Annotated in this window: 21 protein-coding genes, 1 tRNA gene and 1 riboswitch; of the genes, 1 reads left to right on the top strand and 21 read right to left on the bottom strand. The window is 45.5% G+C overall.

Annotation, left to right across the window (positions count from 1 at the left end):
* Positions 1 to 2 precede the first annotated feature (2 nt).
* Positions 3 to 1,208 (top strand): 6-phosphofructokinase, encoded by a 1,206-nt coding sequence (locus WC676_06630; GenBank protein MFA5060287.1) that lies wholly within the window; start codon positions 3 to 5, stop codon positions 1,206 to 1,208.
* Positions 1,209 to 1,216: 8 nt separating this feature from the next.
* Here the strand turns inward: WC676_06630 and WC676_06625 are convergent, their stop codons facing one another.
* The 21 genes from WC676_06625 to WC676_06525 all read right to left on the bottom strand — a co-directional run bounded on the left by WC676_06625 (position 1,217) and on the right by WC676_06525 (position 26,247).
* Positions 1,217 to 2,902: a methyltransferase domain-containing protein gene (locus tag WC676_06625; protein MFA5060286.1), complete on the bottom strand. Its 1,686-nt coding sequence runs from the start codon at positions 2,900 to 2,902 to the stop codon at positions 1,217 to 1,219.
* A 5-nt stretch (positions 2,903 to 2,907) separates the two neighbouring features.
* Positions 2,908 to 4,809 (bottom strand): DUF2079 domain-containing protein, encoded by a 1,902-nt coding sequence (locus WC676_06620; protein ID MFA5060285.1) that lies wholly within the window; start codon positions 4,807 to 4,809, stop codon positions 2,908 to 2,910.
* A 70-nt stretch (positions 4,810 to 4,879) separates the two neighbouring features.
* Positions 4,880 to 6,892, bottom strand: coding sequence for a TonB-dependent receptor (locus tag WC676_06615; GenBank protein ID MFA5060284.1), 2,013 nt, complete (start codon positions 6,890 to 6,892; stop codon positions 4,880 to 4,882).
* A 124-nt stretch (positions 6,893 to 7,016) separates the two neighbouring features.
* Positions 7,017 to 7,226: riboswitch (cobalamin riboswitch) on the bottom strand.
* 48 nt (positions 7,227 to 7,274) lie between these two features.
* Positions 7,275 to 7,778, bottom strand: coding sequence for a DUF6580 family putative transport protein (locus tag WC676_06610; GenBank protein MFA5060283.1), 504 nt, complete (start codon positions 7,776 to 7,778; stop codon positions 7,275 to 7,277).
* A gap of 109 nt (positions 7,779 to 7,887) precedes the next feature.
* Positions 7,888 to 8,394: a hypothetical protein gene (locus tag WC676_06605; protein ID MFA5060282.1), complete on the bottom strand. Its 507-nt coding sequence runs from the start codon at positions 8,392 to 8,394 to the stop codon at positions 7,888 to 7,890.
* Between the two features lie 200 nt (positions 8,395 to 8,594).
* Positions 8,595 to 8,822 carry a hypothetical protein gene (locus WC676_06600; protein ID MFA5060281.1) on the bottom strand — a complete coding sequence of 76 codons (228 nt, stop codon included), beginning with the start codon at positions 8,820 to 8,822 and terminating at the stop codon, positions 8,595 to 8,597.
* A 12-nt stretch (positions 8,823 to 8,834) separates the two neighbouring features.
* On the bottom strand, positions 8,835 to 13,049 hold the full coding sequence (locus WC676_06595; GenBank protein MFA5060280.1) for an RHS repeat-associated core domain-containing protein: 4,215 nt from the start codon (positions 13,047 to 13,049) through the stop codon (positions 8,835 to 8,837).
* Between the two features lie 18 nt (positions 13,050 to 13,067).
* Positions 13,068 to 16,910 carry a FlgD immunoglobulin-like domain containing protein gene (locus WC676_06590; protein ID MFA5060279.1) on the bottom strand — a complete coding sequence of 1,281 codons (3,843 nt, stop codon included), beginning with the start codon at positions 16,908 to 16,910 and terminating at the stop codon, positions 13,068 to 13,070.
* 181 nt (positions 16,911 to 17,091) lie between these two features.
* The gene (locus WC676_06585) at positions 17,092 to 17,940 is read right to left on the bottom strand and encodes an NAD(P)H-hydrate dehydratase (protein MFA5060278.1); all 849 of its coding nucleotides are present in this window, start codon (positions 17,938 to 17,940) and stop codon (positions 17,092 to 17,094) included.
* Positions 17,915 to 18,265 carry a holo-ACP synthase gene (gene acpS, locus WC676_06580; protein MFA5060277.1) on the bottom strand — a complete coding sequence of 117 codons (351 nt, stop codon included), beginning with the start codon at positions 18,263 to 18,265 and terminating at the stop codon, positions 17,915 to 17,917. Before acpS ends, WC676_06585 begins: the two co-directional genes overlap by 26 nt.
* A complete protein-coding gene (locus tag WC676_06575) occupies positions 18,262 to 18,978 on the bottom strand; it encodes a pyridoxine 5'-phosphate synthase (GenBank protein MFA5060276.1) in 717 nt (238 codons plus the stop codon). Before WC676_06575 ends, acpS begins: the two co-directional genes overlap by 4 nt.
* A gap of 110 nt (positions 18,979 to 19,088) precedes the next feature.
* A complete protein-coding gene (gene cdaA / locus WC676_06570) occupies positions 19,089 to 19,847 on the bottom strand; it encodes a diadenylate cyclase CdaA (GenBank protein MFA5060275.1) in 759 nt (252 codons plus the stop codon).
* 3 nt (positions 19,848 to 19,850) lie between these two features.
* Positions 19,851 to 20,651 carry a dihydropteroate synthase gene (gene folP, locus WC676_06565; protein ID MFA5060274.1) on the bottom strand — a complete coding sequence of 267 codons (801 nt, stop codon included), beginning with the start codon at positions 20,649 to 20,651 and terminating at the stop codon, positions 19,851 to 19,853.
* Between the two features lie 119 nt (positions 20,652 to 20,770).
* Positions 20,771 to 22,705, bottom strand: coding sequence for an ATP-dependent zinc metalloprotease FtsH (gene ftsH / locus WC676_06560; GenBank protein MFA5060273.1), 1,935 nt, complete (start codon positions 22,703 to 22,705; stop codon positions 20,771 to 20,773).
* 45 nt (positions 22,706 to 22,750) lie between these two features.
* Positions 22,751 to 23,728, bottom strand: a complete 978-nt coding sequence (gene tilS, locus WC676_06555) for a tRNA lysidine(34) synthetase TilS (protein MFA5060272.1) — start codon at positions 23,726 to 23,728, stop codon at positions 22,751 to 22,753.
* Positions 23,729 to 23,865: 137 nt separating this feature from the next.
* Positions 23,866 to 24,408: a thermonuclease family protein gene (locus tag WC676_06550; GenBank protein ID MFA5060271.1), complete on the bottom strand. Its 543-nt coding sequence runs from the start codon at positions 24,406 to 24,408 to the stop codon at positions 23,866 to 23,868.
* A 15-nt stretch (positions 24,409 to 24,423) separates the two neighbouring features.
* A tRNA-Ile gene (locus tag WC676_06545) sits at positions 24,424 to 24,500 on the bottom strand.
* Between the two features lie 106 nt (positions 24,501 to 24,606).
* On the bottom strand, positions 24,607 to 24,972 hold the full coding sequence (locus tag WC676_06540; GenBank protein ID MFA5060270.1) for a hypothetical protein: 366 nt from the start codon (positions 24,970 to 24,972) through the stop codon (positions 24,607 to 24,609).
* Positions 24,962 to 25,264 (bottom strand): helix-turn-helix domain-containing protein, encoded by a 303-nt coding sequence (locus WC676_06535; GenBank protein ID MFA5060269.1) that lies wholly within the window; start codon positions 25,262 to 25,264, stop codon positions 24,962 to 24,964. The genes WC676_06540 and WC676_06535 overlap by 11 nt, the downstream gene beginning before the upstream one ends.
* Position 25,265: 1 nt before the next feature.
* Positions 25,266 to 25,775, bottom strand: coding sequence for a polymer-forming cytoskeletal protein (locus WC676_06530; protein ID MFA5060268.1), 510 nt, complete (start codon positions 25,773 to 25,775; stop codon positions 25,266 to 25,268).
* A 25-nt stretch (positions 25,776 to 25,800) separates the two neighbouring features.
* On the bottom strand, positions 25,801 to 26,247 hold the full coding sequence (locus WC676_06525; protein ID MFA5060267.1) for an MgtC/SapB family protein: 447 nt from the start codon (positions 26,245 to 26,247) through the stop codon (positions 25,801 to 25,803).
* Positions 26,248 to 26,254 lie beyond the last annotated feature (7 nt).

The following is a 26,254-nucleotide window of genomic DNA, read 5'->3' as shown; positions in this document are numbered from 1 at the left end:
ACATGAAAAAGATAGCTGTTCTTACCAGCGGTGGCGATTGCGGCGGACTTAACGGCGTTGTTAAAGGCGCGGCACAAATGGCTCAGGCTCACGGGGTTTCCTGCTACGTGATCCCTAACGGTTATGCCGGGTTATATAATCTGGTGGATTTTGATAAGCTGACCGAATTGACCGTAGAGCGCGCCGATAAAATCGATGCTAATTTGGCCGGTTCCGAAGCCGGGCATTCCCGCGTTAAGATCAAATCCATCGACGATGAAAAGAAATATGACCGCATTAAAGAAGGCTTAAAGAAATTTGCCATTGAAGGATTGGTCATCAGCGGCGGCGATGATTCCGGAAGTGTTATGGTCGATCTGACGCAAAAAGGAATTAAATGCGTCCACGCGCCAAAGACGATGGATCTGGATCTGCAAACGTATTCGGTCGGCGGAGACTCTACCATTAATCGCATTGCGGAATTTGCCGAAGAGCTTAAAACAACCGGCAATACGCATAATCGCGTTATTGTTCTGGAAGTTTTTGGCCGCTATGCCGGGCATACGGCATTTCGCGGTGGTGTGGCGGCGGATGCCGACGCGGTTTTGATCCCGGAAGTTCCGGTTAATTTTGATATTCTCTATGATCACATGAAAAAACGTTATATGGACCGCATTCGTCAAAGCGATGTTAAAGCCGGAACCTATATGATCGTGGTGGCGGAAGGATTAAAAGATGCCAGCGGCGCGGAGCTTTATGATGAGTCATCTGTGGCTGACGCGTTTGGCCATAAAAAATTAGCGGGTGCCGCCAAATATGTACGCCAGGAATTAGGAAAGCGTCTTAAGAAAGATCCGGAAATAACAGAATTCATGAAAAAACAAGGGCTTTACGTTAAAGGAATTAATGAAGCCCCTGAAGTGCGCGAAGTAACGCCCGGCCATTTGGTTCGCTGCGGGCACTCCTCTGCTTATGATGTGAATTTTGGTAAAGAAGCCGGAGCCGCCGCAGTTTTGCTTTTGTTGAACGGAACGGTTGGCGTGACGGTTGCCGGTATTAGCGGCGATAAAATAAAATATGTCAATACGGCCGAAGCCATTAAACAACGCTATGTCAGTTTGGATATGGTTGGGCTTTATGAAAGTTTGGGAATGTGTTTTGGGCGTCAGCCCGCCAAGTTGCAGCCAAAATTTGAAAGAATCGACTGCCCTATTGAAAGAATTTTCTAGGCGGAAAATTATTCGAATTGTTTAAATCGAATACCGTGTTGGTGGAGAAGATATTTGAAAAGTGTTTTTAAAATTCCCAGTCCGTAGTTGACCGACGGCCAGAATTTGATGCTGGAGGCTTCATCGAAATATCTGGTCTTGATGGGGATTTCCGCGATGCGCATAAACTTCAGCATTCCCTGCACGATGATCTCCGTGTCGAATATAAATCCGTCCGAATTGCCCGCAAAATTAACGCTGCGCAGATATTTCGCGCTGTAAGCCCTAAACCCCGAGTGATATTCCGTTAAATAAGTTCCCAAAGTAACATTTTCAAGTGCCGTCAGCAAAATATTGGCGTTGTGCTTCCATAAAGGCATGCCGCCTTCCAAAGCTCCTTTGTGCATCATGCGCGAGCCAAAAACGGCATCGGCTTCTCCTTTTTGAATTGGCTCGATCAGCTGCGGAATAACGGTCGGGTCATACTGATAATCAGGATGGACCATGACCACGATATCGGCGCCGAGCTCCAGAGCTTTCGTGTAGCATGTTTTTTGATTTGCCCCGTACCCTTTATTTTTTTCATGGACAAAAACCTTTATTCCTAATTCTTTCGCGATGGCGACCGTGTCATCTCGGCTGGCATCGTCGACTAAAATGATCTCATCAATAACATTTTTGGGGATATCGTTGTAGGTTATTTGCAAAGTTTTAGCGGCGTTATAGGCCGGTAAAACGGCGACGCATTTTAATTTTCTTTTTCCGGGATTTGGGTGCGTTGGTTCAAGTTCATGGATGTACTGAAGCTGGCGGCTTTTTCGGGCGAAGATCTCCATTTGGTCGCCGAGGTCAAGGCAGATGAGTTTTTTTTCAAGCGAAGGATAGCGGCTTAGGAATTTTATGAACCATTTTGCGGCCGGGTTATAGCGGCCAAAATTATTCAGCCAATAATTGAGCGTGAATACGCGGGCGTGCGAGCGGATCTTTAATGAAACAAAACCCGTCGCCTCGAACATCTTTGCCAAACTTGCCGGCGTAAAATAGAACAAATGCAATTGCTTAATGCCCCACCATTTTGCCTTGAGGATCTTGCTTAAAAGGCTGTTGATATTTGGCGTGTTGACACAAATAACACCGTTGGGCTTTAATATTCTGCGTATTTCTAAAAGTGTTGCTCTGGGATCGCGCAGATGTTCGATGACGTCTTTGAGGATAATGGCATCAAAGAAATTATCCGGATAATGAGCCTCGTGAACGGTTCCCTTGGTGATATTTTTTAAAGATAAATTATTTTGCGCGTAACCGGCCGCCCAGTCGGATAATTCAACGCCAAAAACATCCCAGCCATCTTTGCGCGCTTCATCTAAAAGAAATCCCGTCGCGCATCCTATGTCGAGAAGCGTTCCGGATTTCTTCTGTTTTTTTAAGAAATTGAGGATTAAGCGCGCGGCCGCGCGCCGTCCTTGCTCTTCTTCCAAATAAGGCTCATCGGTCATTTCCGCGTAACTGGAAATAAGCGTTTTATTGTCCGGCTGAGGGTTGGCGTAAGTGAGTCCGCAGCGCAAACACACAACCACGCGCACCGGGACATTAATTTCGTGATCGGTTATTTTGTAGGGCGCAACAGAGTCGCTTTTTTCTTTTGGGTCGCGGGCGTGATACAAAACGCTGTAGTGATCGCCGCCGCAGAGATTGCATTTAACGCTGATCGACATAAGCTTTATTTTACCTTTGTTCCGGTTAACGGAATTCGCCCAAACGTGTGATCGCTGATATCATAACTTTTCTTGCTGAAAAACGAGGAAAATCCTATTTCAACGCTAAGCTTGTCCCGTCTGTAATTCTTAGGAGTCAAAAGAACATGGTCTTCTTTGATCCATTGCCCGGGTTGCCAGGACTGTGTGGGAAAAATACGATACCCTGCCGGGTGGATCAGTCTTTGATCAATGGTGCCGTTTCTATCTACAATATCAAAAATAATATCGATATCATCAGAAATTTTATTGATGCATTGCCAATAGAGCGTAAGGTAAATTTGATCACCACCAATATCGTTAACATCATAACCTAAAAAGATCAGATCTTTACCGATATTTTCGTGAAGCGGATATTGCGGGCCGGGCGCTGTTTTCAAAACAGAATGCGGATCATAGACGCTGTTCGCGTTTTTTTTCCAGAGGACGACCGTGTTTTTTATCTCGATCGCGCCCCAGGGATCTTGTTGCAGGAAATTTTGCAGATTCCGATAGCTGGCTGCCCCGTAGAAGCTTGAAAATGTCATCTGATCGGCGGCATCTAAAAGCAGATATTGGATATTGCCCGGAATTTCATAAGGTTTTGTTGAGAGCGTGTATTTCGCGTCATAAATATGATGAAGCGAATAAAGCTCTTTTCGGCTTGTTAGGCGCGGCAAGAATTCGAACGTTGCCGCAACGGACGCGCCGGGAGGTATTAAGCTCAGTATTTGTTCTTTTTGACGATCAAACGTGCTTTGGTGTAAGTATTTTAGGCCGTTGGATGATTGAGTTTGCGGCCCTAAAAAGATATTAAATGAGAGGATAAGGGCCGCCAATGATCCTATCAAGATCTTCTGTCGGCCCTGAAATGCTCCCCTTTTAAGCAGTTTTTGTATCCCAAGGATGAAGGCAAAGAAGATCAAAGGAATTATTTCCGCCATGTAGTGAAAATACAATGTGACTTCATTGGGGCGCTGCGAAAGTAAATGCTGCAAGAAAAATGGTAAGGAGATCAAAAGGCTCAAAGGAGAGAAAAACGGCAAAAATCCCAGAGGGCCAAAAACCTCAAAGAAATAAAAGATTTTTTCAGGGGAAAAAATGAGCAATAGCATTTTTACCGGATCAAAGAAAATCGTTTTAAGGATCTCTTGCGGAGAATTTCCTAGATGACTATAAAGAATGGAAAATTGGATCGTATTTGAATTAAAATACGGCAGAAACACTTTGACGCAAAGCAAGAAATACAGCGTACCGGCGACAATCGGGACAAGAACCCATTTTAATGTTCTGCGGATAAAAAGCGCGTAAAGCCCGAGGGCAATGATGGCAAGCGGGATATTCTCCTGGCAGATCATGGAAAGAAACGCAAAGATAAGGAATTTGGAAAAGTTTTTGGTATAAAAATAATAAAGTGTGAACCCTAAGAAAAGTGTGGCGAATGCGGTGGGATGAAATTCGAATAAATTAACGTATCCAAGCGCCGGATAACAAAGATAGATCACGGCGATGGCGGTGGCCCAGCGGTAATCTAATGCTTTACGCGCGATCAGATAAATAGGATAAGCGCTTAAGCCCAAAGACAGTGTTTGTAAAAATAGCAAAGTTAAAGGATGTGGAGCAATGAAGTAAATGGGCGCGATGAGAAAAGAAATAAAATGCGCGTGATTTCCCAGAAAGTTGATCCCTAAAATAGAGCTTTCGCTGGAGCCGTGAATAATGTTCCAGAGGGCTTGCGCGTGGACGGCAAGATCGAAATCAAAATAGGAAAAGGATATGAATTTAAAGTAAGAATAGGACGAAAAAACGAAAACATATAGCCCAATGGAAAGCCAAAGGATCTTTAAGGAAAGTTTTTCGGTGAAATTAACAATAAAAGGAAATTTCATAAAAATGGGGCTGTTTGCGGCATGCCGCAAACAGCCCCTGTAGTATATCACTCCTCGCAAAGCGCGCGATTTAAAACTTAATTTTTGTCCCGAAAATAAAATTCCGCCCCGGGGCCGGATAAAAATACTGAGCCGTTCCGTAAGAAAAAACATACGGCGAATACCGCTGATTAAAGATATTGTTAATGGAGCCAAATATTTCCCAGTTCTCTCTTTGATAAGAGATCTTTTCATCGAGCGTGATATAGGGCTCAACCTTGGGGACGATATTGGTGACGTCGTTCACGGCAAATTGCGCGCCGACATAAGTTGTGATCAAAGAAACATTATAATGATCCCAAAACTGCGCGGCTAGCGTGGTGGTAAATTGCTGGCGCGGTACTAAAGGAATTATTTTCCCGTCGTTGGCTCCCCCGCTAAAAAAAGGCCTTTGGAATGTATAGCTTGTCGAAAGCGACAGCTTATCCAAAAGAGCAATGTTCATTAATTTGGCAATATCGGTTTCCTGCCCGACCTCTACGCCATAACGCGTGGTTTTCTTGTAATTGGAATTTACGCTGGCGCTGGGGTCAAAATAAATTTCATTCCTATTTTCTATCCAATAAGGCGTTAAGCTTAACGTCGTGATGTTGTTTAAATTATGTTTAAGGCCCGCCTCGTATTGAATTCCCTTTTGCTGATCCAGGTTTAAATTAAGCCCCGGGGTCGCTCCAAAAAATGTGGAAGAACTGTACCATTCATCGGTCGCGAGAAATCGAAATGTCCTTTGAATGCTAAAATAAACATTCGACCCTTTGGCGTATTCGTATTTTAGCCCGCCGTTATAAACGAGCGCGTCGGGGTCTCTTTTTTCATCCACGGCGCTATTTCTTTGGCTAAAGGCGTAATCAGCCCTCGCATAACGCAGTCCCGCGTTAACAAAAATATTGTCCAAGGCTTCATACTCTGCTTGCCCGAATAATCCCACATCGGTCCTGGAGATGGTGACATCATCCGGATTTGATCCGCTGCCGATAATGTCATTCTCCGTATCGTAAAGATCAACTCCCGTAACAAAATGAAGCTCCTTATTAAAAACCTCGTGGTCAAAGATGTATTTCGTGCCAAGCCCTTTTGTTCGAGTACTGCGATTTGTTTTATACGGCAAACTCATCCCAAAATCAAAACTGTCAAAAATATTGCGGTCGCGATAATAAAGATTTACGCCTAAGCTTCCTAAATAAAGATTTTCCGGCCAAGGAGTGATGTTAAAACCCAACTTTAAATTATCATCTTTGCTTCGGGCAAAATCATTCGGGAAAGTGCTCGCCCGTGGCCCTAGCGCTGATAAATTAGGTCCGGTCAAGTATCCGGGCAAACCATAGCTATCTTCATGATGGCTAAGGTCAATATCGGCCGCGAATTTATTGGATAATTCATAATCAAGACGGGTGTTAAAACTTTTGGATAAAACATCGCTATTTTGCCGGTATCCGCGGTCGTCCTTGTAGAGAGAATATAGAAAATAAGCAAAGTCGCCCTTAGAGCCGGAAAGCTCTATATCCGTTTCTCGTTTATCGTAGCTTCCGATGGACGAACCAAATTTTCCGGACAAATTCCCTTTTCCTTTTTTGGTGATGATGTTGATGACGCCTCCGACCGCGCGGTCGCCATAAAGGACGGAACCGGCTCCGCGGATAATTTCAATACGCTCGACCGAGCTTAATGGAATTTGCATCAGATCCGGCGGCGAAATGTCCACCGTATTTAAAATGCGGTCATTGACTAAAACCAAGATATTGCGTGCGGCGGTGTCGCCAAAGCCGCGGATATCCAGCGTGGATGTTTTGGATGTGCCGGTATCGGTCACGTGGATGGCGAGCGTTTCGTTTAAAAGCTCCGGGATATTTTGTGCGGTGGACGCGGTAATATCCTCACCTTGAATGACCGTAATATTACCGGTCAGTTTGTAATCGTGGTGCGCGATGCGGCTGGTAGAAATAACGATAGGGTCTAGCTCGGTTTCTGCCGCGTTTTGTGCTTTTGCGTTGCCGCTTGCGGCAACGCAAAAGCACAATAGTAATCCTAATAATCTTTTGTTCATGGCGCCCTCCTTGTGGCGAAGGCAAGGCAAGATCAAACAAAAAACTCCCAGACGAATATCATCATCTGGGAGTGCACCCTGTATCTTAGTCCCGGGTTAAATGTGTTCGATCCTGTCTCGCGCAGGTTTGTGGTTAACTATAGGCAGGTCTTCTGGCTTTCCTTTTCTTTTAGCGGCCTTCCCGTTCATCCGCAGATGAACAGTGGCAAACTTTGCTAAAAGGCTTAAATCAAGGATTACAGCGGCGGGACCGCGTCCGAATTAATTCCTATGGTAAGAATTTCACGGACTTCCCTTGGTTAGTTGAAAACTAACCATCCTGAAGTCTGAAAAACTGATGGAAAACTATCAGTTCTTCATATTCAGAAAACCCAATAGTAAATTAAGTTGTTAAAAGAGCGCGGGCAAAGCGTGTGTCTTTAACCCGTAAAGCAATAAGCTCGTAAGTAATAAAAAAGACAGCCGCGTAAACGGCTGTGCTTAAAAGAGTCGTTCTGAAAAATGGAATAGCCAAGGTGTAGCAATCAATAAATCCTTTTTGTGTCATTGGATACAAAGAAAGCCAGGCGCCAAAATTGGTGATGATAAAAAATAAAACGGCCGAAAAAAGCGTTGAGCCAATGATGGTTGCGGGATTTTTGCGGTTGCGCACCCAAACTCCTATGGCGGCAATAAGGGCAACACTTCCCCATGTAAAAAATATTGTATCGTGAAATCCGATCACAGCATCGCTTAAAACCATTAATGCCAATGGCAAAATAATGGCGTATTTCCTGCTCACGTAAACTCCGCTAAATAAAGCAATGGCGATGACAGGATTAAAATTCGGTGCGTGAGTAATGAGTCGTGAGATAACTCCAATGGCAAGTAGTGCAAGTGCTAACATAATTCTCTCTCCTTATATCTAGCGAGTCGGGACAAATCCAGTAAGGTTTTCAATATAACGTATGGAAAATTTGGTGTCAATAGATAATTGCTATGTCATGATAGCAATGTTACGAGGCTTGAGTTCTATTCCCTAGCAAATCATAAGCAAAGCTGTGATGGGTGACGGACGTTTCCGTAGAAATATCAAAATCTGTTATTTGATACGTCGGGTCGTAGCTGTAGATTTCTTTTAACGTCGTTGAAGTAAAATGCGGTGTATTGCCAGTCCCATTCGGATCTGTTCTTACGGAGAGTGTTTTCTTCACAACACGGTTTCCAGCCAAGTCATATCCATAACTTAATTGTGAAATAATTCCGGCGTCGGGAACAGTGCTTGTCGTTGGTATCGAGTTATCCAGTTTAACTAATTGATCGGCAAGATCATAAGAATAGGAAGTGGTTTTTTGGGGACCGATGCCGGAAGGGCCGCCTCCTAGTAGGCTTTTTTTCGTGCGGTCGAAGACCCTAAGCCACGCGGGTTTTGTTTTGCTTGCTTTTGAAGCGAAACAAAACCTAGCGTTTGTGGCAAAAGGGCGGCCTGATTCAGGTGAAAGATCTATTTCTGCTAACTTCATAATAAATTTCGAAGAAAGTTATCCCGCCGCTTTTGGCGGGATGGCTGATTGGTTTTTAATCAGCCAATGCCCCGTTAATTATTGGATTTAGTACGATAAGGGGCAGAACTGAACAAGCAACATTTGTGTTGTTGGGAAACTGGTTTACCAACAACACAAATGAGATGATTGGAATTCTAACCTGTCCCGTTTTCTGTTTTCTAAAATTCTAACCCTAATTTTCTTAAACCCCCTAAGACTTCTTTCCATTCTTTCTCGTTGCACTCTGAATAAATATTGCCATGAGGAATATTTAAATGTATTACTTTCTCGTCCTCAAACAGCTCAACAGCATAATCGCCATCAGGAAGTATGTATTTTTTAAGTTCAGCCAGAGTTACTTTATTAGCAACTTTGTTAAAATTATTTAATTTTCTTACTATAAGCACTCGTTCCCTCCTTTAATTAGGAAAATTATAACCTCTGTAATATTCTTGTCCTTCTCCGGGTAGGTTTCTCCATGGTTGTGGTCTCGGTGTTCGTGGACCTGCAATTTGCTCCCCTGGCCCAATTCTCATAGGTCTTACAGCGGTTCCAGGGTTGTGCGGTGGCAAATTCAATGCTTTTTGAGCCCCTGCTCCTGTCTTATAAGGTGGGCTAAATTTTGTACCTTTTGTTAACCACGGTGAGGCATATTTGGGATTTCCTTTTGGATAATATTGCCAATAAGCTGGTGATTTTCCATAAGCATTCACTCCAGTCGCCAAACCAAGAACTGTAAAAGTAGCATCACTCGTACATGGTGTCCAAAGTGCCGAAAAGAAGCCCAATGTATTATACAATCCACCTTCAAATGGATTACGAGCAAGAGCAGCCCGAGACGCCCAATAATTTAATGCTGATCGCCCTGCTTTTTCTCCCACGTCAACCCATCCGATACCAGGAAACGTTAATTCTCCATAAGGATCAATTAAATTTATTGGATTATTGAGGACGTATGTATACAAGTTTTCGCTATCAATATTGCCCAGCGGATCTCTTTGATGGAATCGTCCGGTAAGAGGATGGTAAGCCCTGGCATTGTAATGATAGTTTCCGGTTTCGCTGTCATACTCTTGACCCGTAAACATGAAAGGATTACCAATAACACTGGAAGGAGCTATTCTGTTGTCAGTATCTCGAATCGTAGGTGCTCCGTACACGTCATAAGCATAGCTTTCGAGAACTTGTCCATTACTGTTTGTGATCTCAGAGGTGCTACCAAGCCCATCTTGAAAATAGAAATAATTCTGATTATTGCGATTCATTGTTAGAACTTCATCGAGGCCGCTTCCATAAACATAAGAAGCAAGTAAAGAACCGCTATCGCTTCTTTCTTCAATAATACGGTCACCGTCGTAAATGAAGTAAGTGAGACGGCCGCCGATGTTTTTACTTATCCGGCGGCCTAAACCATCATATTCGTAGACCAAAGACCCAAGACTAAAGACTGAAGACAAAAGTCTGTTTTCACTGTCATAGGAATAGGTATTATTCCCGTCATCAGTTAAGTTCCCGTTACCGTCATACGCATAAACTTCCCCATCAACACTCGTATATTGATTTAAGCTGTTCGATTGATATGTAATATCATCCGCTTGAGTACGATTTCCAAGAAGATCATAAGCAAAGCTGTGATGGGTGACGGAAGCTTCCGTAGAAATATCAAAGCCAATGATTTGATAGGTTGGATCGTAGCTGTAGATTTCTTTTAACGTCGTTGAAGTAAAATGCGGTGTATTACCTGTCCCATTCGGATCTGTTCTTACGGAGAGTGTTTTTTTCGCAGTGCGGTTCCCCGCCAAGTCATATCCATAACTTAATTGTGAAATAATTCCGGCGTCGGGAACAGTGCTTGTCGTTGGTATCGAGTTATCCAGTTTAACCAATTGATCGGCAAGATCGTAGGAATAGGAAGTGGTTTTTTGCGGGCCGATGCCGGTAGGGCCGCCTCCGAGTAGAGATTTTTTCGTACGGCGGCCCAACACATCGTAGCCATAACTTCCCAGCAAAGTTCCATTATCAAATATTTGGCTGATTCTATTTAACGCATCATATCCATATCCTATCCTCTGTCCGGATGGATAATCAACGCCTATACGGTTGCCCGCTAAATCGTACGCATAACCGAGCGCATAGCGTATAGCGTTTAGCGTTTGTTCGGAAGAAACAATTCTATTTAGCGCGTCATATCCATACGCTACGCCATTTGCTATACGCTGTACGCTAATAAGACGCGAGCCCAAATCGTAATCATATTCCACATCGTCACTAGGGTTTAGGGGATAGCGTTTAGCGGTCAGTCTATTAAGAACATCATATTCGTAACTGATCGCCGCATTGCTCGGTGTCAAATCTTCCGTCATATTCGAATTCTTATCATAACTATATTCATGAAAAGAGTTATCCGCATACGTCATATGCGTTAATCTATCAAACCCGTCATGGTCATAAATAGTTGAATTGTCATTGGCATCATCAATGCGCGATAGCTTTGCGTTCGCGTTATAAAAATACTCGGTTACCGCGTTTTGAGCATCCGTCGCCTTCCAAAGCAGGTTTCTTTCATCATAATCGTAATGGGTAATCCGTCCCAGCGCGTCGGTGACGGAAGCCCGATTTCCATTTAGATCATATTCAAAACTTGTGACACGGTTTAAAGGATCAGTAATGGATGTTAATCGGTTTAAAATATCATAGGTAGATCGCGTGATTTGCCACTGATTTCCCTGCACATCTGTCTGTCTTTCTGTCCTGATCAAATTTCCGTTTTCATCATAAAAATATTTAGTTTGAAACCCGAGCGCATCGGTTTCTCGCGTCAGCCAGCCTAATTCATTATAGAGAAAGCCCGTTGTGTGATTATTGCCATCGGTGACGGAAGATAGATTTCCAAAATCATCATAAGCGAATTGGGTGACGGCGTTAATGCCATTGGGGTCTTCAATGACGCGCTGTAAATATCCGGTTTGCGGGAAATATTCATAGTGCGTTGTATTGCCGTTAGGGTCAGTCGCCTCAATGACCTGGCCGTATTGGTTGTGGCGAAACGCCGCTCGCGGCGTTTCGCCACTAATTTCCGGATACGCCACTTCGGCTAAATTTCCGTTTTCCCCGTAACGCGGGTCTTCGGGGGAAAGCTGATAATCGTAGGTGTAATTTATTGTATTTCCATTAGGATCGGTTGCCGTTTGAACAAAATTAAAATTGGGCTCATAGCTAAAGTTGGCGACGATATCGTTGATATTATTATCGGGTTGGCTCATATCCTCTTTGCGGCGAACTTCCAAAAGATTTCCCTTGGAGCGGATATTGGGATTGGCCGTATCATAGGTGAGTTTAACTCCGTTACCGCCGGGTAAGGTTTGCGCGATCTGGTTTTGATACGCGTCATACGCATAGGCGGTTATGAACGAATCCGGATCATCGGGGCGTAAATCTCGGGTGCGTTCTTCCCGGCTTAAAAGGAGGCCGTTGGTGTCGAACGTATAAACGGTTTCATTACCGTTGGGGTCGGTTTGGACGGTTTGATTGCCGTTGTAGCTTAAGGAAATGGTATTTCCTCCTAAGATCTGTTCTTCCACGCGCCCATCCGTATTATAAATATTTTGAACAAAGGCTTGCCCGCGGGCATCGGTCATCGAAACGAGATTGTGCTCAGCATCGTAGGTAAAAGACTGGGTAACTCCTTCGGGAAATTCGTTTGTGGCCGGCTTGGTGATGCTTAAAAGATCATTGGTGTTGGAGTCGTAGGTAAAGGTGTATTGCCTGGCGCCATCTATGATCGTTTCCAAAAGTCCGCTCGCGTTATAGTTAAGCGTGATAACGCGTCCGGTTGTATCGGTGATTTGCGTTAGGCGCCAATCAATGCCGACCATGACTTGGATCTCAACAGCCAAGGCAAAAGGGCTGTAGCCAAAAATAGGCTGGCGGATTTCTTCATAAGATAATGTGATGGTATTATCATTGCGGTTTTGGATCTGGACAAGTTTTCCATCCGCGTCAAATTGATATTTTTGGCCGTGCGCTTGCACAAGCGTCCAGCTTCCATCGGGATTGGAAAGTAATTCTTCAAAACGCCCCGTCGGTGGCGCGTAGACCGAGCCATTATAGGTGTAGGAAAGTTTACGTCCGTTGCCGGTGGTGATGGCGACGTCGCCGCTAGCGAGTTCGTGCAGGCGCATATGATAGTTGAATGTCCAGCCGTAGCCGTAGGGGCCATTGTAAGCCGAGCCGCTATTGTAGATGTGCGTTGCTTCAAGGTCGATTTCGCGTCCCGGGATCTGCGTATCGTGGCAATTGTAATAGAATTGGCCGTTGGATAAGTTGACGGGGTCGGTTTTGCCATGAATAGGGTTTATAGGCGTTTCTGGCTTTGTATTTGGGCAGGTTTCTCCTGTTAAGCTTTCCATGCTTTGCAAGTTGCCATATCTGTCGACCGGGTCATAGATGTTGTCAAATTCAGTCGTGATGACTTCGCAGCACCACCAGCAATTTTCAACCTCACAGGGCTGAACAGGGCCGCCAAAGCACATGTCGTGGCAAAACCCGTTCGTAGCCTCGGCCGGAACGGCACAGAAAAGCAGTGCGACTATTAGCGAAAATTTGAGAATGATATTTTTAAAAAGATTGCTCATGGTTTCTTGGTTATTGCGCTAGTAAGCAATTCGAATATTGCCATCCCGAATAGTAATTTTTCCGTAATTGTCTATCGCTTCTACGCGAACCCGATAATCTGCCGGCGTTGTAACAGTTTCTCCTGACGTGCTCCTGCCGTCCCAGATGACCGAATAAGTTCCGGCTTCTCTTTGAACGTTTTCTTCCGCAACCCTTATGATTTGACTTCCATTTTGACTTATGATCTTTGTCGTGACACTCGCCGGCTCATTGATCGTATAGGTAATGGTTGTAACTTCATTGTAAACTGGTTTGATCAAATAGGGATCGGTGGTGAGCGCGGAAATATCTAGAGTGCGGTCATCGACAATCGCGATGAAATTTTCTGGAAGTCGTAAGCTCTGGGATACGATCTGCACCGAATCCGAAAATTGTCCTTGGTCGTTGCGGCCGTTCCAATAAACGATATTGCCGGTTCCTTCACTGGGCTTGTCCGACGCAAATGCCCAGAAATTAATGCCAAACTTTACTTTTGCTGGTACTGCAACATTATAGCTAATAGCCAGGCGTTCTCCTCGCTCGGGCGAAAACGGCTCAGGCGCGAAGGTGACGCTGGTCAGGGGCACATGCTCGCTGGTGGGTGGCGGGCTGTATTGAGCCTCTCCTCCGATAATCGCCTGCGCATCAATGGTGTAGGTGTAAATCCCATCGGGTAAAAGTTGTCCGTTGTCATCGGTGCCGTTCCAGTTTTCTGCGTAATCTCCGGCTGAACGAAGTTCACTGTTGATCAGTGTGCGCACAATGTTTCCGGACGAATTATTAATTTGAATGGTGGTATTGGCATTAAACCGAAGAGTGTATTGAATGGATGTCGTGGTGTGAAGACGCGGCTTGAAAAACCGCTGCGAGACTGAATTATTGAGGATATGAAGCGGCAGGCTGTCATCAAGCGTTATGCGTCCGGCAACAGAGGTGGTCGTTTCGGGATTTTGCGTGCTTTGCGCAGAAATCATATAAAAATAAGTACCGTTGGGAAGCGGCTGATCATTGCTATCGTCTCCGCCCCAAGGCTGGTCAATGATGCTGCCTGCGCCGGAAAAATTCTTCACTGCCTGCAAATCGCTATTTCTAATCGTGGCTTGCCAATTCGCGTTTTGGGCCAACTGTGCATGTAAAACTGTGATGTCACTGTTTTGATTAAACTGTGGCAAAGATGGCGCGACATTGGAAAAATAAAAAGTGTCATTGACCGGTTCGGCACACCAGGGCTCGTAAGTAACGTTGGTACTTACCGATTGCCCTGTCCCCGGTCCCGCGCCGGATGGGCCGAAGACATCTTCCCACCAAACATAAGAAGCGTTGATATTGCCAGCAGTTGCATTTATGCCACCGCCATTGGAAGCGATATTCAAATAATTTGCGCTAAGGGATTGGGAGCTTGCGGAATTCAGGGCGTAACCGGAATTATTTTGTACTGCGCTATGCATCAGCGCCAGGCTTGAAGTTTCATTTAGCTCAATGCCGTCACCTGAATTATTCTCAATAGCACTATTGGTAAGAGATAAAGCCGAGGCGCCGCTCAAATGAATTCCGTCATTTAAACCATTGCGAATTGTCAGTGCGCTCAGGTTCAAGGATGCGTTATTGAGATAAATGCCATAACCACTGCTGTATTGGATGGTCGAGTTGACAACAGGAAAAGATGTGCCATTAAAGTAGAGATTAGCGTTGTTGGTATTGCCGCCGTATTCAATTATCGCATGGACAAGATTAGCCTCAACGGTGCCGGTTCCAAAATAAATCCCCTTCCAATCTCCCGGCGCGGGAGTAGCGGCATTGGAAGTAAACGTAATAGGCTGCTCGGTTGTGCCCATAGCCTGAAGCCCGCCATCATGGTTGACTCCTATGAACAGGCCGGCACCCGGATCAAATTTAACGGTAATACCCGGTTGGACTGTGAGAACGGCTCTGGCACCCCAATACCACTGACCTGTGTACGCGACTTCAATGTCGGAGGTGACAAGATAAGGAATTGATGTGTATGGCCAAAGGGTACTGGAGCCTATTGCGCCCGCACTACGTAACGTTATCATATCTCCCTGCCCATTTCCGGAAGCGCTTAACAGACCAAGGCTGTCAACGTTCGAGGCGTGAATATTGACAGGGTAAAGCGCGTTATCATCAATGGTAAGATTGCTTAAAGCAGGAACGGAACCGTCGCTGGCGTAAATACCGTCACCGCTGCCAAGACGGATGACCGAATTAGTAATAGCAAAAAAAGTACCATTAAGATAGATGTTGGCGTTATTTGTATTGCCGCCGTATTCAATTATCGTATGATCGAGATTGGTCTGGACAGTGTTGCTTTGAAAATAAATTCCCTTCCAGTCTCCTGGCGCGGGGGTTACGGCATTGGACGTAAATGTGATAGGTTGCTCGGCTGTGCCCACCGCTTGAAGTCCGCCATCGTGGCCGCCTCCTATGAATAAACCGGCACCGGGATCAAACTTTACGGTAACACCTGGTTGTATTGTCAGGACAGCTCTGGCGCCGTTATACCACGGACCTATGTAAGCGACTTCAATGTCGGAGGTGACAAGATATGGAATTGATGTGTAAGGCCAAGGGGTGCTGGCGCCTATTGTGCCAGCGCTTCGTAACTTCACTATATCTCCCTGTCCATTCCCGGAAGCGCTTAACAGGCCAAGACTATCAACAGTCGTGGCATGAATATTGACGGGATAAAACGCATTGTCGTTAATGGTAAGATTGCTTAAAGCAGGAACAGAGGTGTCGTTGGCATAAATACCGTCACCACTGCCCGAGCGGATCGTCGAGTTTGTCATCAAAGGAGAGGTGCCGTTAAAATACACATTGGCGTTATTGGTATTGCCGCCGTATTCAACTATCGTATGGTCAAGATTGGTCTGCACGGTGCCGGTCCCAAAATAAAGCCCCTTCCAGTCTCCGGGAGTTGGAGTAGCGGCATTGGAAGTAAACGTGATAGGCTGCTCGGTTGTACCCACAGCCTGAAGCCCTCCCGCATTGTTGATCCCCATAAACAAGCCGGCACCGGGGTCAAACTTTACGGTGACGCCGGGTTGTATTGTCAGGACAGCCCTGGCGCCGTTATACCACGGACCTATGTAAGCGACTTCAATGTCGGAGGCGACAAGATAAGGAATTGATGTGTATGGCCAAGCGGTACTTGCGCCTATTGTGCCAGTGCTTCGTAACTTCACTATATCTCCCTGCCCATTTCCGGAAGCGCTTAACAGGCCAAGACTGTCAACAGTCGTGGCATGAATATTGACGGGATAAAACGTATTATCGTTAATGGCGAGATTGCTTAAAGCAGGAACAGAGGTGTCGTTGGCATAAATACCGTCACCGCTACTAAAGCGGATAGTCGAATTGATAACAGGAGGAGACGTTCCTTCAAAGTAGAGATTGGCGTTGTTGGTATGGCCGCCATATTCGACTATTGTATGATCAAGATTGGTTTGGACGGTATTGTTGTGAAAATAAATCCCTTTCCAATCTCCTGGTGCGGGAGTAGCGGCATTGGAAGTAAACGTGATAGGTTGCTCGGTTGTACCCACCGCTTGAAGGCCACCTGCCGCTCCGTTTCCGATGACCAGACCGGCACCTGGTTCAAATTTGACCAGAACACCTGGTTGTATTGTGAGGACGGCTCGGGCACCCCAATACCAGGGGCCTTCGTAGGCGACTTGAATATCTCCTGTAACAATATAAGGGCTATTGGCTAGCGTCCAAGTTGTATTTCCGGCAATATTGGAAGAAATAATGGTATCGGCAAAGAGAGGAGAGCTAACGAGTGTTAGAAGGAGAAGGCTTAAGAGAATGATTTTTTTAAGCATGAATGATAGGAAGCTTAAAAATTAAACGAGTAGGCAAAGTGAAGTCAGGAGTCGTTTTTTCAAATACGTTTAAGACGGGTTAAGTATAACAGGCGACGACGTTAAGGGCAATAATAAAAACAAGGCTGCCTAATTTGAATTCCAAATTACTAATGTCAAATAAATGCCAAATGGCCAATTCCTACGAAGAGAATTTTATGACCTTAGGAATTTCATCAATGATATCCGTGGCAATAAGCGCAAGGCGGGTTTTTTTTCGTGCCGCGATATCTCCCGCTTTGCCATGCAGATAAGCGCCAAGCTTGGCCGCGTCAAATGCCGGAATTCCCTGCGCCAAAAACGCGGCGATCATTCCGGTCAAGACATCTCCGCTTCCGGCTGTTGCCATACCGGGATTTCCGGTTTTATTGATATAAGTTTTTCCGTTTGGCGCGGCAACAATGGTGCGGCTTCCCTTTAATAGGAGGATGCAGTGATATTGGGCGGAAAATTGCTGCGCAATTTTCAGCCCAGAGTTCTCGATCATTTTTTTGGAAAGCCCGGTTAATCGCGCCATTTCACCCGGGTGCGGTGTTAAAACTTTCTCGGAAGGATTTTTTAAAAGCACCTTGAGATCTTTGGCGAGCGCGTTTAACGCGTCGGCATCAATAACTAAAGGCTTATCGGCAGTTGTGATAATTTTTCGGATGAGTTTTTGTGTTTGCGTGTTTGTCGATAAACCGGGCCCGATGGCGACACAATCAAATGAGTTCAGCCTTTTTTTGATAGCCGGATAAGCCTTGAATGAGAGTGTTTGCTCTTTTGTTTCCGGAAGCGACCAAGTCATAATGACGGGAGAGATTTTCTTCTGAAGAGTTAAATTCAGGCTTTTTGGAATTCCGATCGTTGCAAGCCCTGCTCCGGCGCGCATAGCCGATAAAGCGCAAAGGGCCGCCGCGCCCAGCATCTGCTTTGATCCGGCTAAAATAAGCACATGGCCGAAATCATTCTTGTGGACGTTTCTTTTAGTCCGTAATAATGGCGCTGGCAACCGCATAATTTTTGGTGTGCGAAAGCGAGATCAGGATCTTTTTCTTGAAGCTTTTTTTATTGTAGCGGCAAACGGGTTTTCCGTTTTTATCGTTGGTGATCTGAATATCTTTCCAATGCAAAACACTATTATCACCGATGGCCTTTAGAACAGCTTCTTTAGCGGCAAAGCGCGCCGCGAAATGCTGGGTTGGGTATTTGTGTTTTTTGGCGTAGGCAATTTCGTCGTCGGTAAAGATATAACGCAAAAAGCTATCTCCCCAACGTTTAATAGCCGCCTCTACACGGTCAATTTCGATAATGTCTATTCCGGTACCGAGGATCATTTCTTTATTTTCCTGATCATTTCTTGAACAGCTTTCTCTAGTCCACAAAAAACAGATTCGGAGATGATCGAATGTCCGATATTAAGCTCTTCCACTCCTTTAATTTGGGCGACTGCCGTAACGTTTTTATAATTAAGCCCATGTCCGGCGTTAACCGTTATTCCTAAATTTTGCGCGAACTTTGTTGCGTCTTTTAATTTGAAAAGTTCGCGCTTGATAGCGGATCTTGTTTTGGCGCGCGCATAACAGCCCGTATGAAGCTCTATCATGCGCGCGCCGGCTTCAAAAGATTTTTTTATTTGAGCTTTATCGGGGTCAATAAAAAGGCTTGCGGTGATCCCCTTTTTTTCTAAACGCGCGACAACGTTTTTGATTTTGCTAAAATTTTTCGAAACATCAAGTCCCCCTTCAGTGGTAACTTCTTGGCGGCGTTCGGGAACAAGAGTTGCCTGGTCGGGTTTAATCTTTAAAGCGATATTAACGATTCCTTCGTTAACGGACATCTCTAAATTAAAACGCGTTTTTACGGATTTTTTTAGCGCGATAATATCTTTATCGTTGATATGCCGTCGGTCTTCACGCAAATGCGCCACAATGCTCTCCGCGCCCGCTTTTTCGCAAAGACGAGCCGCGGCGATCGGGTCCGGTTCGAATTCCCGCCGGGCCTGGCGCAAGGTAGCCACGTGGTCAATATTAACACCGAGTTTAGGCATAGATCATCGCAGAGATTTTAAGAGCTCGCTATTGGCATAGATCCAAATGACAATGGCAAGTCCTAGAGAAATAATTTTTAAGGCAAGGTTATGAGTAAACCAGCGCGTTATCATTTTTTTCCTATCAAGAGTTCTTTTAGAATGTTAACAAATCGTTCTTTATTGGTGACAGGGATAAACTTTCCGTCCACTGCGATGGAGATCTCTCCTGTTTCTTCCGATGAGAGAATAACGATGGCGTCGGTTTGTTCGGTAATTCCTAAGGCCGCGCGATGGCGTGTTCCGATGAGTTTGCTGAAATTTTGATTTTCCGAAAGCGGAAAAAGGCACGACGCGGCAATGATGCGTTCGGCGCGGATCACCACACCTCCGTCGTGTAAAGGCGATGGCGGTGTGAAGATGCTTTGCAAAAGCTCCGTCGAAACATGGCTGTCGATCTTAATGCCGCTTTCGATGCAGGTATTAAGTTTTGCCTGGCGTTCAATGGCGACGATGCAGCCTATTTTTTTTGCGGAAAGCTTGTAAACGGCGGAGGTGAGCGCGTCAATGATCATGATAAGTTCCGGTTCTGCGAGATCAATGGTAAATAAATGAGGCTGTCCTAATCGGGCTAATCCGTGGCGAAGCTCGGGCTGAAAGATGATAAAAAAAGCGATAACGGAGATCCCGAAGATCTTGGTGAGCAGCCAATTGAGCGTTCCGAGCGCAAAGAGCTGGCAAATAACAAAAAGCGCCAAAAGATAAAAGATCCCTTTAAATACGTGAATGGCGCGCGTGCCTTCAAAAAAAACGAGAATGCGGTAAAGAACGACCCAGAGGATGATGATCTCGGCGGCGGGTTTAGAGAAAGATATGATGGTCTCGAGCATTTTTTAGTTTTTATTTTTTGCGTTAAGGATCGCGTCGGTCACTTTAACGACGTCGCGCATTTCTTTAACGTCGTGAACGCGCACGATGTGCGCGCCGTTTAAAATGGCGGCGGCGACACTGGCCGCTGTTCCCCAGAGACGCTGATGTGCTTCTTTGTTCAGCGCTTTACCGATAAAAGATTTTCGGGATGTTCCGACAAGAATAGGAAATCCCAGCGTCTTAAATTCCGATAATCTCCGGATGATCTCAAAATTCTGATCGACGGTTTTTCCAAACCCGATACCGGGGTCTACAATGATTTTATCTGATGATAGTCCAAACTCCAAGCATTTTTCTATCGATTCTTTCAGCTCTGAAATTATTTCCGCGATCACGTTTTGATAGCGGATATTTTTTTGCATTGTTTTTGGGTTTCCCCGGATGTGCATCAGGACAATGGCGGCGCGGTAGCTTTTGATGGTTTTAATTAAACTTTTATCAAGAGAGGTTCCTTTGATATTGTTAACGATCGCCGCGCCGCAATCAAGCGCGGCTTTCGCGACGGGCTCTTTATAAGTATCGACGGAAATAGGTTTTTTTATTTTCTTAGTGAGAAGTTTGATGGTGGGAATAATGCGTCTTATTTCCTCTTTGGCGCTGATGAAACGGGCGCTGGGCCGGGTGGATTCTCCCCCGACGTCAATAATGTCAGCACCGTCTTGGATGAGTTTTTGCGCGAGCTCTAGCCCAAGCGCGGGGCTGTAGTTTTTTGTTAAGAATCCATCGCCGCTAAAAGAATCCGGCGTGAGATTTAAGATCCCCATGATCTTTGTTTTTTTTCCGAGAGGTAAAGAGATATTTCTCGCGCGGACGGTAAATTGGGGACGAAAGTTATGCGAGGCGCAGTGTTTAAAGGGTGTTCGGGGTGTTGGGGTAAATAATTTCAAGACTTATTGGAAGATGGATCTGGTTGTGATGAATTTTGTTCCGATGACGGAAGGCTCAATCCTAAAAGAATGCGTGTTTCTTCAACGTCCAGCACTTCTTTTTCAATTAAGCGTTTTGCCAGGATATCTAATCGGTCACGATGCTGGGTCAGTAATTTTTGTGCTTTTGTATACGCGGCGTCAATGATCTGGCGAATTTCATTGTCAATGGCTCGGGCGGTTTCTTCGCTGTAATCTTTTTGCTCCATCATATCGCGGCCTAAGAAAACCTGATGATTGTGACGCCCCAGCGTTAAGGTCCCGAGTTTTTCGCTCATGCCGTATTCGCAGATCATTTTTCGGGCGACCTCGGTGGCGAATTGAAGGTCACTTTGCGCGCCGGTGGTAATTTCATTTAAACATATTTCTTCCGCGGCTCGTCCGCCTAAGGCGACGACGATCTTTCCGTTTAATTCTCTCTTGCCCCAATAATGGCGGTCTTCACTTGGTGGTGTGATGGTATATCCGCCGGCCATGCCGCGCGGAATAATGGAAACTTTTGTAAAGGGGTCAACTTCTTCGATCAAAAGTGATAAAAGTGCGTGCCCTGCTTCGTGATAGGCGGTGATCTCTTTTTCTTTTTTCGATGTCACACGGCTCTTTTTTTCCGGGCCCATGGTGACGCGTTCAACGGCCGCTAAAAGTTCTTCTTGGCCGATGGCCTCTTTGTTGTGGCGCGCGGCTAAAAGCGCGGCTTCGTTGCAGACATTCGCCAGGTCAGCTCCGGAAAAATAAACGGTTTGACGCGCGATGGCCTTAAGGTCAAGCGTTGGAGAAAGTTTTAAATTTCGCGTGTGTACTTTTAAGATAGCTTCTCGTCCGAGAATGTCGGGCAAAGAAACAACGATCTGACGGTCGAAGCGCCCCGGGCGCAGTAATGCCGGGTCGAGAGTGTCAGGACGATTGGTCGCGGCGATCAGGATAAGCCCGGCGTGCGTATCAAAGCCATCCATTTCCACTAAAAGCGCGTTTAATGTCTGCTCACGCTCGTCGTGTCCGCCGCCGATCCCTGAAAATCGTAAACGCCCTACCGCGTCGATCTCATCGATGAAAATGATGGCTCCTTTACCGGAGGTTTTGGAAGCCTTTCGGCCTTGTTCAAAAAGGTCACGGACGCGCGAGGCGCCGACACCGACGAACATTTCCACAAAATCCGATCCGCTTAACGAGAAGAATGGAACGCCTGCCTCGCCGGCAACAGCTTTGGCGAGAAGGGTTTTTCCGGTTCCCGGAGGCCCAACTAAAAGAACGCCTTTTGGAATTTTTCCCCCCAAACGCTGAAACTTTTTAGGGTCTTTTAGAAATTCAATGATCTCTTGCAATTCTTCTTTGGCTTCATCAACGCCGGCCACATCTTCAAAGGTGAATTTATTTTTTCCGTCACCGCTAACCTTCGCGCGGGATTTTCCGAATGACCAGACCTTATTTCCCATCTGGGCGCCGCGATAAGAGACGAACCAGAAAAATAAGATCAAAAGGACCATGGGCCCCAGTGAAAACAATAAATTGCTCCAAAATGTTTTAGCCGGAGTAACGTTAAAATCGCTGACATTGGTGCGGATCAAGTCCAGGATCACTTTGTCGTCGGTAGGAAGATAGACGGTGAACTTCTTTCCGTCACTTAAAGTTCCCTGCAAGAGGTTTTCAGTTAATGCTAATGATTTTATTTTTTGCGTTGCGGTATTATCTTTGACGATGGAATAAAATTCTCCATAAGTCATTTCTTGCGGAAGGGTTACGGTGCTGACATTGGTTTGGCTGAACATTAAAAAGAAGACAAAGATCAAAATGACCCACAGCCACAAACCGCTTTGGCCGTTTTGCGGCAAACGATTTTTAGGATTTAGCCTGAAGGAAGGCTTTTTCGGAGTTTTTGAATTTGATTTATTCATGAGCGCCACAATTATATCGTATTTGTTGATTTAATCAAGAGTTTCTTATTTAAAAACAAGAAAAGCGCCCTCTTTGGTAACGCGAAGGCCGTTGGGAAAACGGATCCGCGCGTTTTTACCGCGTGAGGCGATCAGCTTTTCCACTTCCCTAATATGGTCAAGGGTGATCTGCCGGGTATTTCCGGCTTTTTGTTGGATGCAAAGGCGGATGATCATACGCTGCAGGCTTAGATGGAGCTTGTTAAATTTTTCTAAAGGAATTTTTTTGGGATCTTCCCCGGAAATTTTTCTCAATTCTTTTTGCGCCTGTTCTTCTAAATAGCTGTAATCGATTGCGCTTGTTTCGGCTAATCCGGTTAACGTTTTTTGGATTCCGGGATTAAACTTTTTTTGAAGAAGCGGCAAAAGTTCCAGGCGGATCTTATTGCGGAAAAATAGTTTTTGCTTGTTTGTGGGGTCCAGGCGAAAAGCGTAGCGGTTTTTCTGTAAGAATTTGTCAATTTCAGCCCGGGTCATATGCAAAAGCGGGCGGACAAAGACCGTATTGTAAAGAACGCGTTTGGGTAAAATGCTTTGCATGCCTAAAAGCCCGCTGCCGCGTAAAATGCGCATTAAAACCGTTTCGGCCAGGTCATTTTGGGTGTGTCCTAAGGCGATCGTGTTCATTTTATGCTTCTTTGCTAGGCGAACCAAGGCGTTAAAACGCGCCTGGCGCGCCAGTTCCTCAACGGAACTGGCGCGCCAAGACTTTTGAATTTTCACGGAAACGACCTCGCAGGGAATATTCAATTCTTTAGATAGTTTTTTAACGAAGCTCGCGTCTTTTGAGGATGTCGCACGTAAATGGTGATCGACGTGTCCAACCACAAGCTGAATGCCGAGCGCGTAACGCAGTTGAGAAAGGGCGTGTAACAGCGCGACCGAATCCGGCCCTCCGGAAACAGCAACGAGGGCCCTGTCGCCGTTTGAAAAAAGCTTGTTGTGCAAAGCCGACTCTTTAACTTTTTGAATAAAAATATCCATACAAGAGATTAGAATTTGTTAAACCAGCGGGCGCCATAATAGGCAATGACACTTGATAGGAGAATGGAAATAAATAGAACCAGAAAGATCTTGATCAGCGGCATAGCGTGACAGCCAAATTTGTTTTAAGCAGAAAATTATTCGCCGTGTATTCCCCGCTTTTCACTGCGGGCTTGTTGATACGCGCGGCGTAAAACATCTTCATACTTTGTGTTCGGTGGGATCGTCTTGAACGCGGCGTATCCTTCGCTAAGTATTTTTTCATTAACAAAGGTGCCGTCTTCTAAGAAAACATACGCTAACATTATTCCGTCATCATTTCTGGTTTGCGCGTCTAGCTCGATGCGGACTTTTTCCCCGGTCAAAAGTGAATTAACAAAATCCATACCTTGCTCTTCTAGGGTTGCCACGGGGTCGACTTCTTCAATGATGATGTTATAGGAATTTCGCTTAACGTCTTTTCTTTGGGGAACGTCGATCGCATTGAGCCCGATCAACTGCACTTTTTGACCATTGTCTAAAACCAGCGTATCGGTCGACCTTACTCTGTCTACTTTGAGCCACTGCACTGGCGCGGATTTTTCGATCAAAGGATTTAAGCTTTCTTGAGCAAAGGCTGCGAGAGGGACAATAGACAAGACGGTGATGAAGACAATGGTAAGGATATTATTTTTTTTCATTTTATTTTTCCTAAATGGTGGCGGGGGAGAGATTTAAACTCTCGACCAATCGGGTATGAACCGAGTGCTCTATCGGGCTGAGCTACCCCGCCAATAAAGTGTGTTCCGTCGAATTTTTTAAATTCTACGTGAAAGAATATAAAATATCAAGACTTTTCTCTGCTTGCGCGTGGCCTAAAATGCGGCGGGACCTTTTGCTTAATAACTCCAGCTGACCAGCTTGCCATTGTTAAAGTAAAGGCGTATGGTTTCCCATTCCGGTTTGCCGGTCGAGAGAATTTTTTCGTAGGTCCAAATTTGGAACATCCCCGAGGAAGACCCGGAGCTAAAGACTTGCCCCGGTTCTCCGTACAGATCGCGGATTGCCGAGTCACTCGTGTCGATCGTAAGGGTATTCGCGCGGACAGCCGTATGTAGTGCTTCATAATTCTTCTGGCGAGTTTCTATTTCCGCCCGCCTTTTATCGGCCTTAGCGCTAGGCTGGAACATAGCACAGCCGGCCAGGAAAAATACTCCGGTAAAGATGCTAATAACAAAATTGTATTTTCTAAAATTAGACCACATAGAAGATGATATAGAGAAGGATTAAAATAACGGCGACCGCTAAGATGTAAAAATCATTAAAATAAATAAAATCACGCAGGCGCTCGGCCGGAGTGTACGCAATTTGCGCTGTTTCAACCGCAACGGTCCCCTTGCTTTTTAAAGCCAAGATTTCGCTTTTTTTAAGGCGCAAAAACTGGCCGGCAATTCGGTAAGCCTGCAGTTCGTTTTTTTCCACCAGATCCATGATTTTTTTCTCGGTGGTGCCTAAAAGCTGGGCTGTTTCACGAACCGAGATAAATTGATCGGACATTTTATTTTACTCTTTCCGAGGCGGCCCACTCGTCGATCTTGGTGCGTTCAAACCGCCAGGCATTGCCGTTTTTCATGGCGGGGATCTTTCCGGAATTGGCGAGCTCTAAGATCGCATTGATCTCGATCTCTAGATATTTTGACAATTCATCGACGTCTAAGGAGTCTTCGAACATCTGGCATTTTCCGTGGAAAATGGCGCCCTCCACGATATTAAGCTTTGGCGTGGCGATATTCCCGTTTAAAACGGCCGTTGGCATTAAGACAAGCATTTTCTTGGCGGTCACATCGCCTTTGATCTTTCCGGCAACGACAATATTCTCTCCGGTGATGTGCGCTTCGACAGAGGCGGTTTCGCCGATGGTGAGCGTTCCTCTGGTTTCCAGAGTTCCTTCAAAACGTCCGGTAATTTTTAAATTCACGGAATCTTTAAAGGAAAGCGTCCCTTGCATTTTGGCGCTGATCTCAACGATCCTTTCCCCCTGGTCTTTTCTGTCTCTTAACATGGCCATAACCGCCTCCTTGGTAATAATTTAATTAGATCAAATAATTGAAATTTTGAAGTTTCTTTTCCAGCGAACGAAGCCCGATCAAAACTAAAAAGACAACCGCGGTCACGACGATCGCCGCGCTAAAGTCGCCGCAGCCGACCGCGATCCCTATCCCGGAAACGATCCAGACACTGGCGGAAGTTGTTAGCCCTGTGATCTGCGCTTCGCTACGAAAGATCGTTCCGGCGCATAAAAATCCGATGCCGGTAACTACACCCGCGATCATGCGCGAGGGATCGACGAAAATAATATCTTTATACATATCCGAAACGTGAAAGGATGTTAGGACGATCAACGTTGAACCGACGCCAACTAAGATATGGGTTCGAAGGCCGGCGCCTTTATGCCGTATTTCGCGCTCTGCCCCGATAAAGCCCGACAAGACAACGCTTAAAACGATTTTAATAAGTGTGTCAAGAATTTCTCCTGTCAACGTGATG

The sequence above is a fragment of the Candidatus Omnitrophota bacterium genome (genome assembly GCA_041649175.1).
Classification (GTDB): domain Bacteria; phylum Omnitrophota; class Gorgyraeia; order Zapsychrales; family JBAZNR01; genus JBAZNR01.
The sequence above is the reverse complement of the archived record's forward strand: the minus strand, read 5'-3'. Positions and strand labels throughout refer to the sequence as shown.

What these genes read in the sequence shown, in the direction of transcription:
- WC676_06630 (MFA5060287.1), top strand. Translation starts at nt 3, where the DNA reads ATGAAAAAGATAGCTGTTCTTACCAGCGGTGGCGATTGCGGCGGACTT.
- WC676_06625 (MFA5060286.1), bottom strand. Translation starts at nt 2,902, where the DNA reads ATGTCGATCAGCGTTAAATGCAATCTCTGCGGCGGCGATCACTACAGC.
- WC676_06620 (MFA5060285.1), bottom strand. Translation starts at nt 4,809, where the DNA reads ATGAAATTTCCTTTTATTGTTAATTTCACCGAAAAACTTTCCTTAAAG.
- WC676_06615 (MFA5060284.1), bottom strand. Translation starts at nt 6,892, where the DNA reads ATGAACAAAAGATTATTAGGATTACTATTGTGCTTTTGCGTTGCCGCA.
- WC676_06610 (MFA5060283.1), bottom strand. Translation starts at nt 7,778, where the DNA reads ATGTTAGCACTTGCACTACTTGCCATTGGAGTTATCTCACGACTCATT.
- WC676_06605 (MFA5060282.1), bottom strand. Translation starts at nt 8,394, where the DNA reads ATGAAGTTAGCAGAAATAGATCTTTCACCTGAATCAGGCCGCCCTTTT.
- WC676_06595 (MFA5060280.1), bottom strand. Translation starts at nt 13,049, where the DNA reads ATGAGCAATCTTTTTAAAAATATCATTCTCAAATTTTCGCTAATAGTC.
- WC676_06590 (MFA5060279.1), bottom strand. Translation starts at nt 16,910, where the DNA reads ATGCTTAAAAAAATCATTCTCTTAAGCCTTCTCCTTCTAACACTCGTT.
- acpS (MFA5060277.1), bottom strand. Translation starts at nt 18,265, where the DNA reads ATGATCCTCGGTACCGGAATAGACATTATCGAAATTGACCGTGTAGAG.
- WC676_06575 (MFA5060276.1), bottom strand. Translation starts at nt 18,978, where the DNA reads ATGCCTAAACTCGGTGTTAATATTGACCACGTGGCTACCTTGCGCCAG.
- cdaA (MFA5060275.1), bottom strand. Translation starts at nt 19,847, where the DNA reads ATGCTCGAGACCATCATATCTTTCTCTAAACCCGCCGCCGAGATCATC.
- folP (MFA5060274.1), bottom strand. Translation starts at nt 20,651, where the DNA reads ATGGGGATCTTAAATCTCACGCCGGATTCTTTTAGCGGCGATGGATTC.
- ftsH (MFA5060273.1), bottom strand. Translation starts at nt 22,705, where the DNA reads ATGAATAAATCAAATTCAAAAACTCCGAAAAAGCCTTCCTTCAGGCTA.
- tilS (MFA5060272.1), bottom strand. Translation starts at nt 23,728, where the DNA reads ATGGATATTTTTATTCAAAAAGTTAAAGAGTCGGCTTTGCACAACAAG.
- WC676_06550 (MFA5060271.1), bottom strand. Translation starts at nt 24,408, where the DNA reads ATGAAAAAAAATAATATCCTTACCATTGTCTTCATCACCGTCTTGTCT.
- WC676_06540 (MFA5060270.1), bottom strand. Translation starts at nt 24,972, where the DNA reads ATGTGGTCTAATTTTAGAAAATACAATTTTGTTATTAGCATCTTTACC.
- WC676_06535 (MFA5060269.1), bottom strand. Translation starts at nt 25,264, where the DNA reads ATGTCCGATCAATTTATCTCGGTTCGTGAAACAGCCCAGCTTTTAGGC.
- WC676_06530 (MFA5060268.1), bottom strand. Translation starts at nt 25,775, where the DNA reads ATGGCCATGTTAAGAGACAGAAAAGACCAGGGGGAAAGGATCGTTGAG.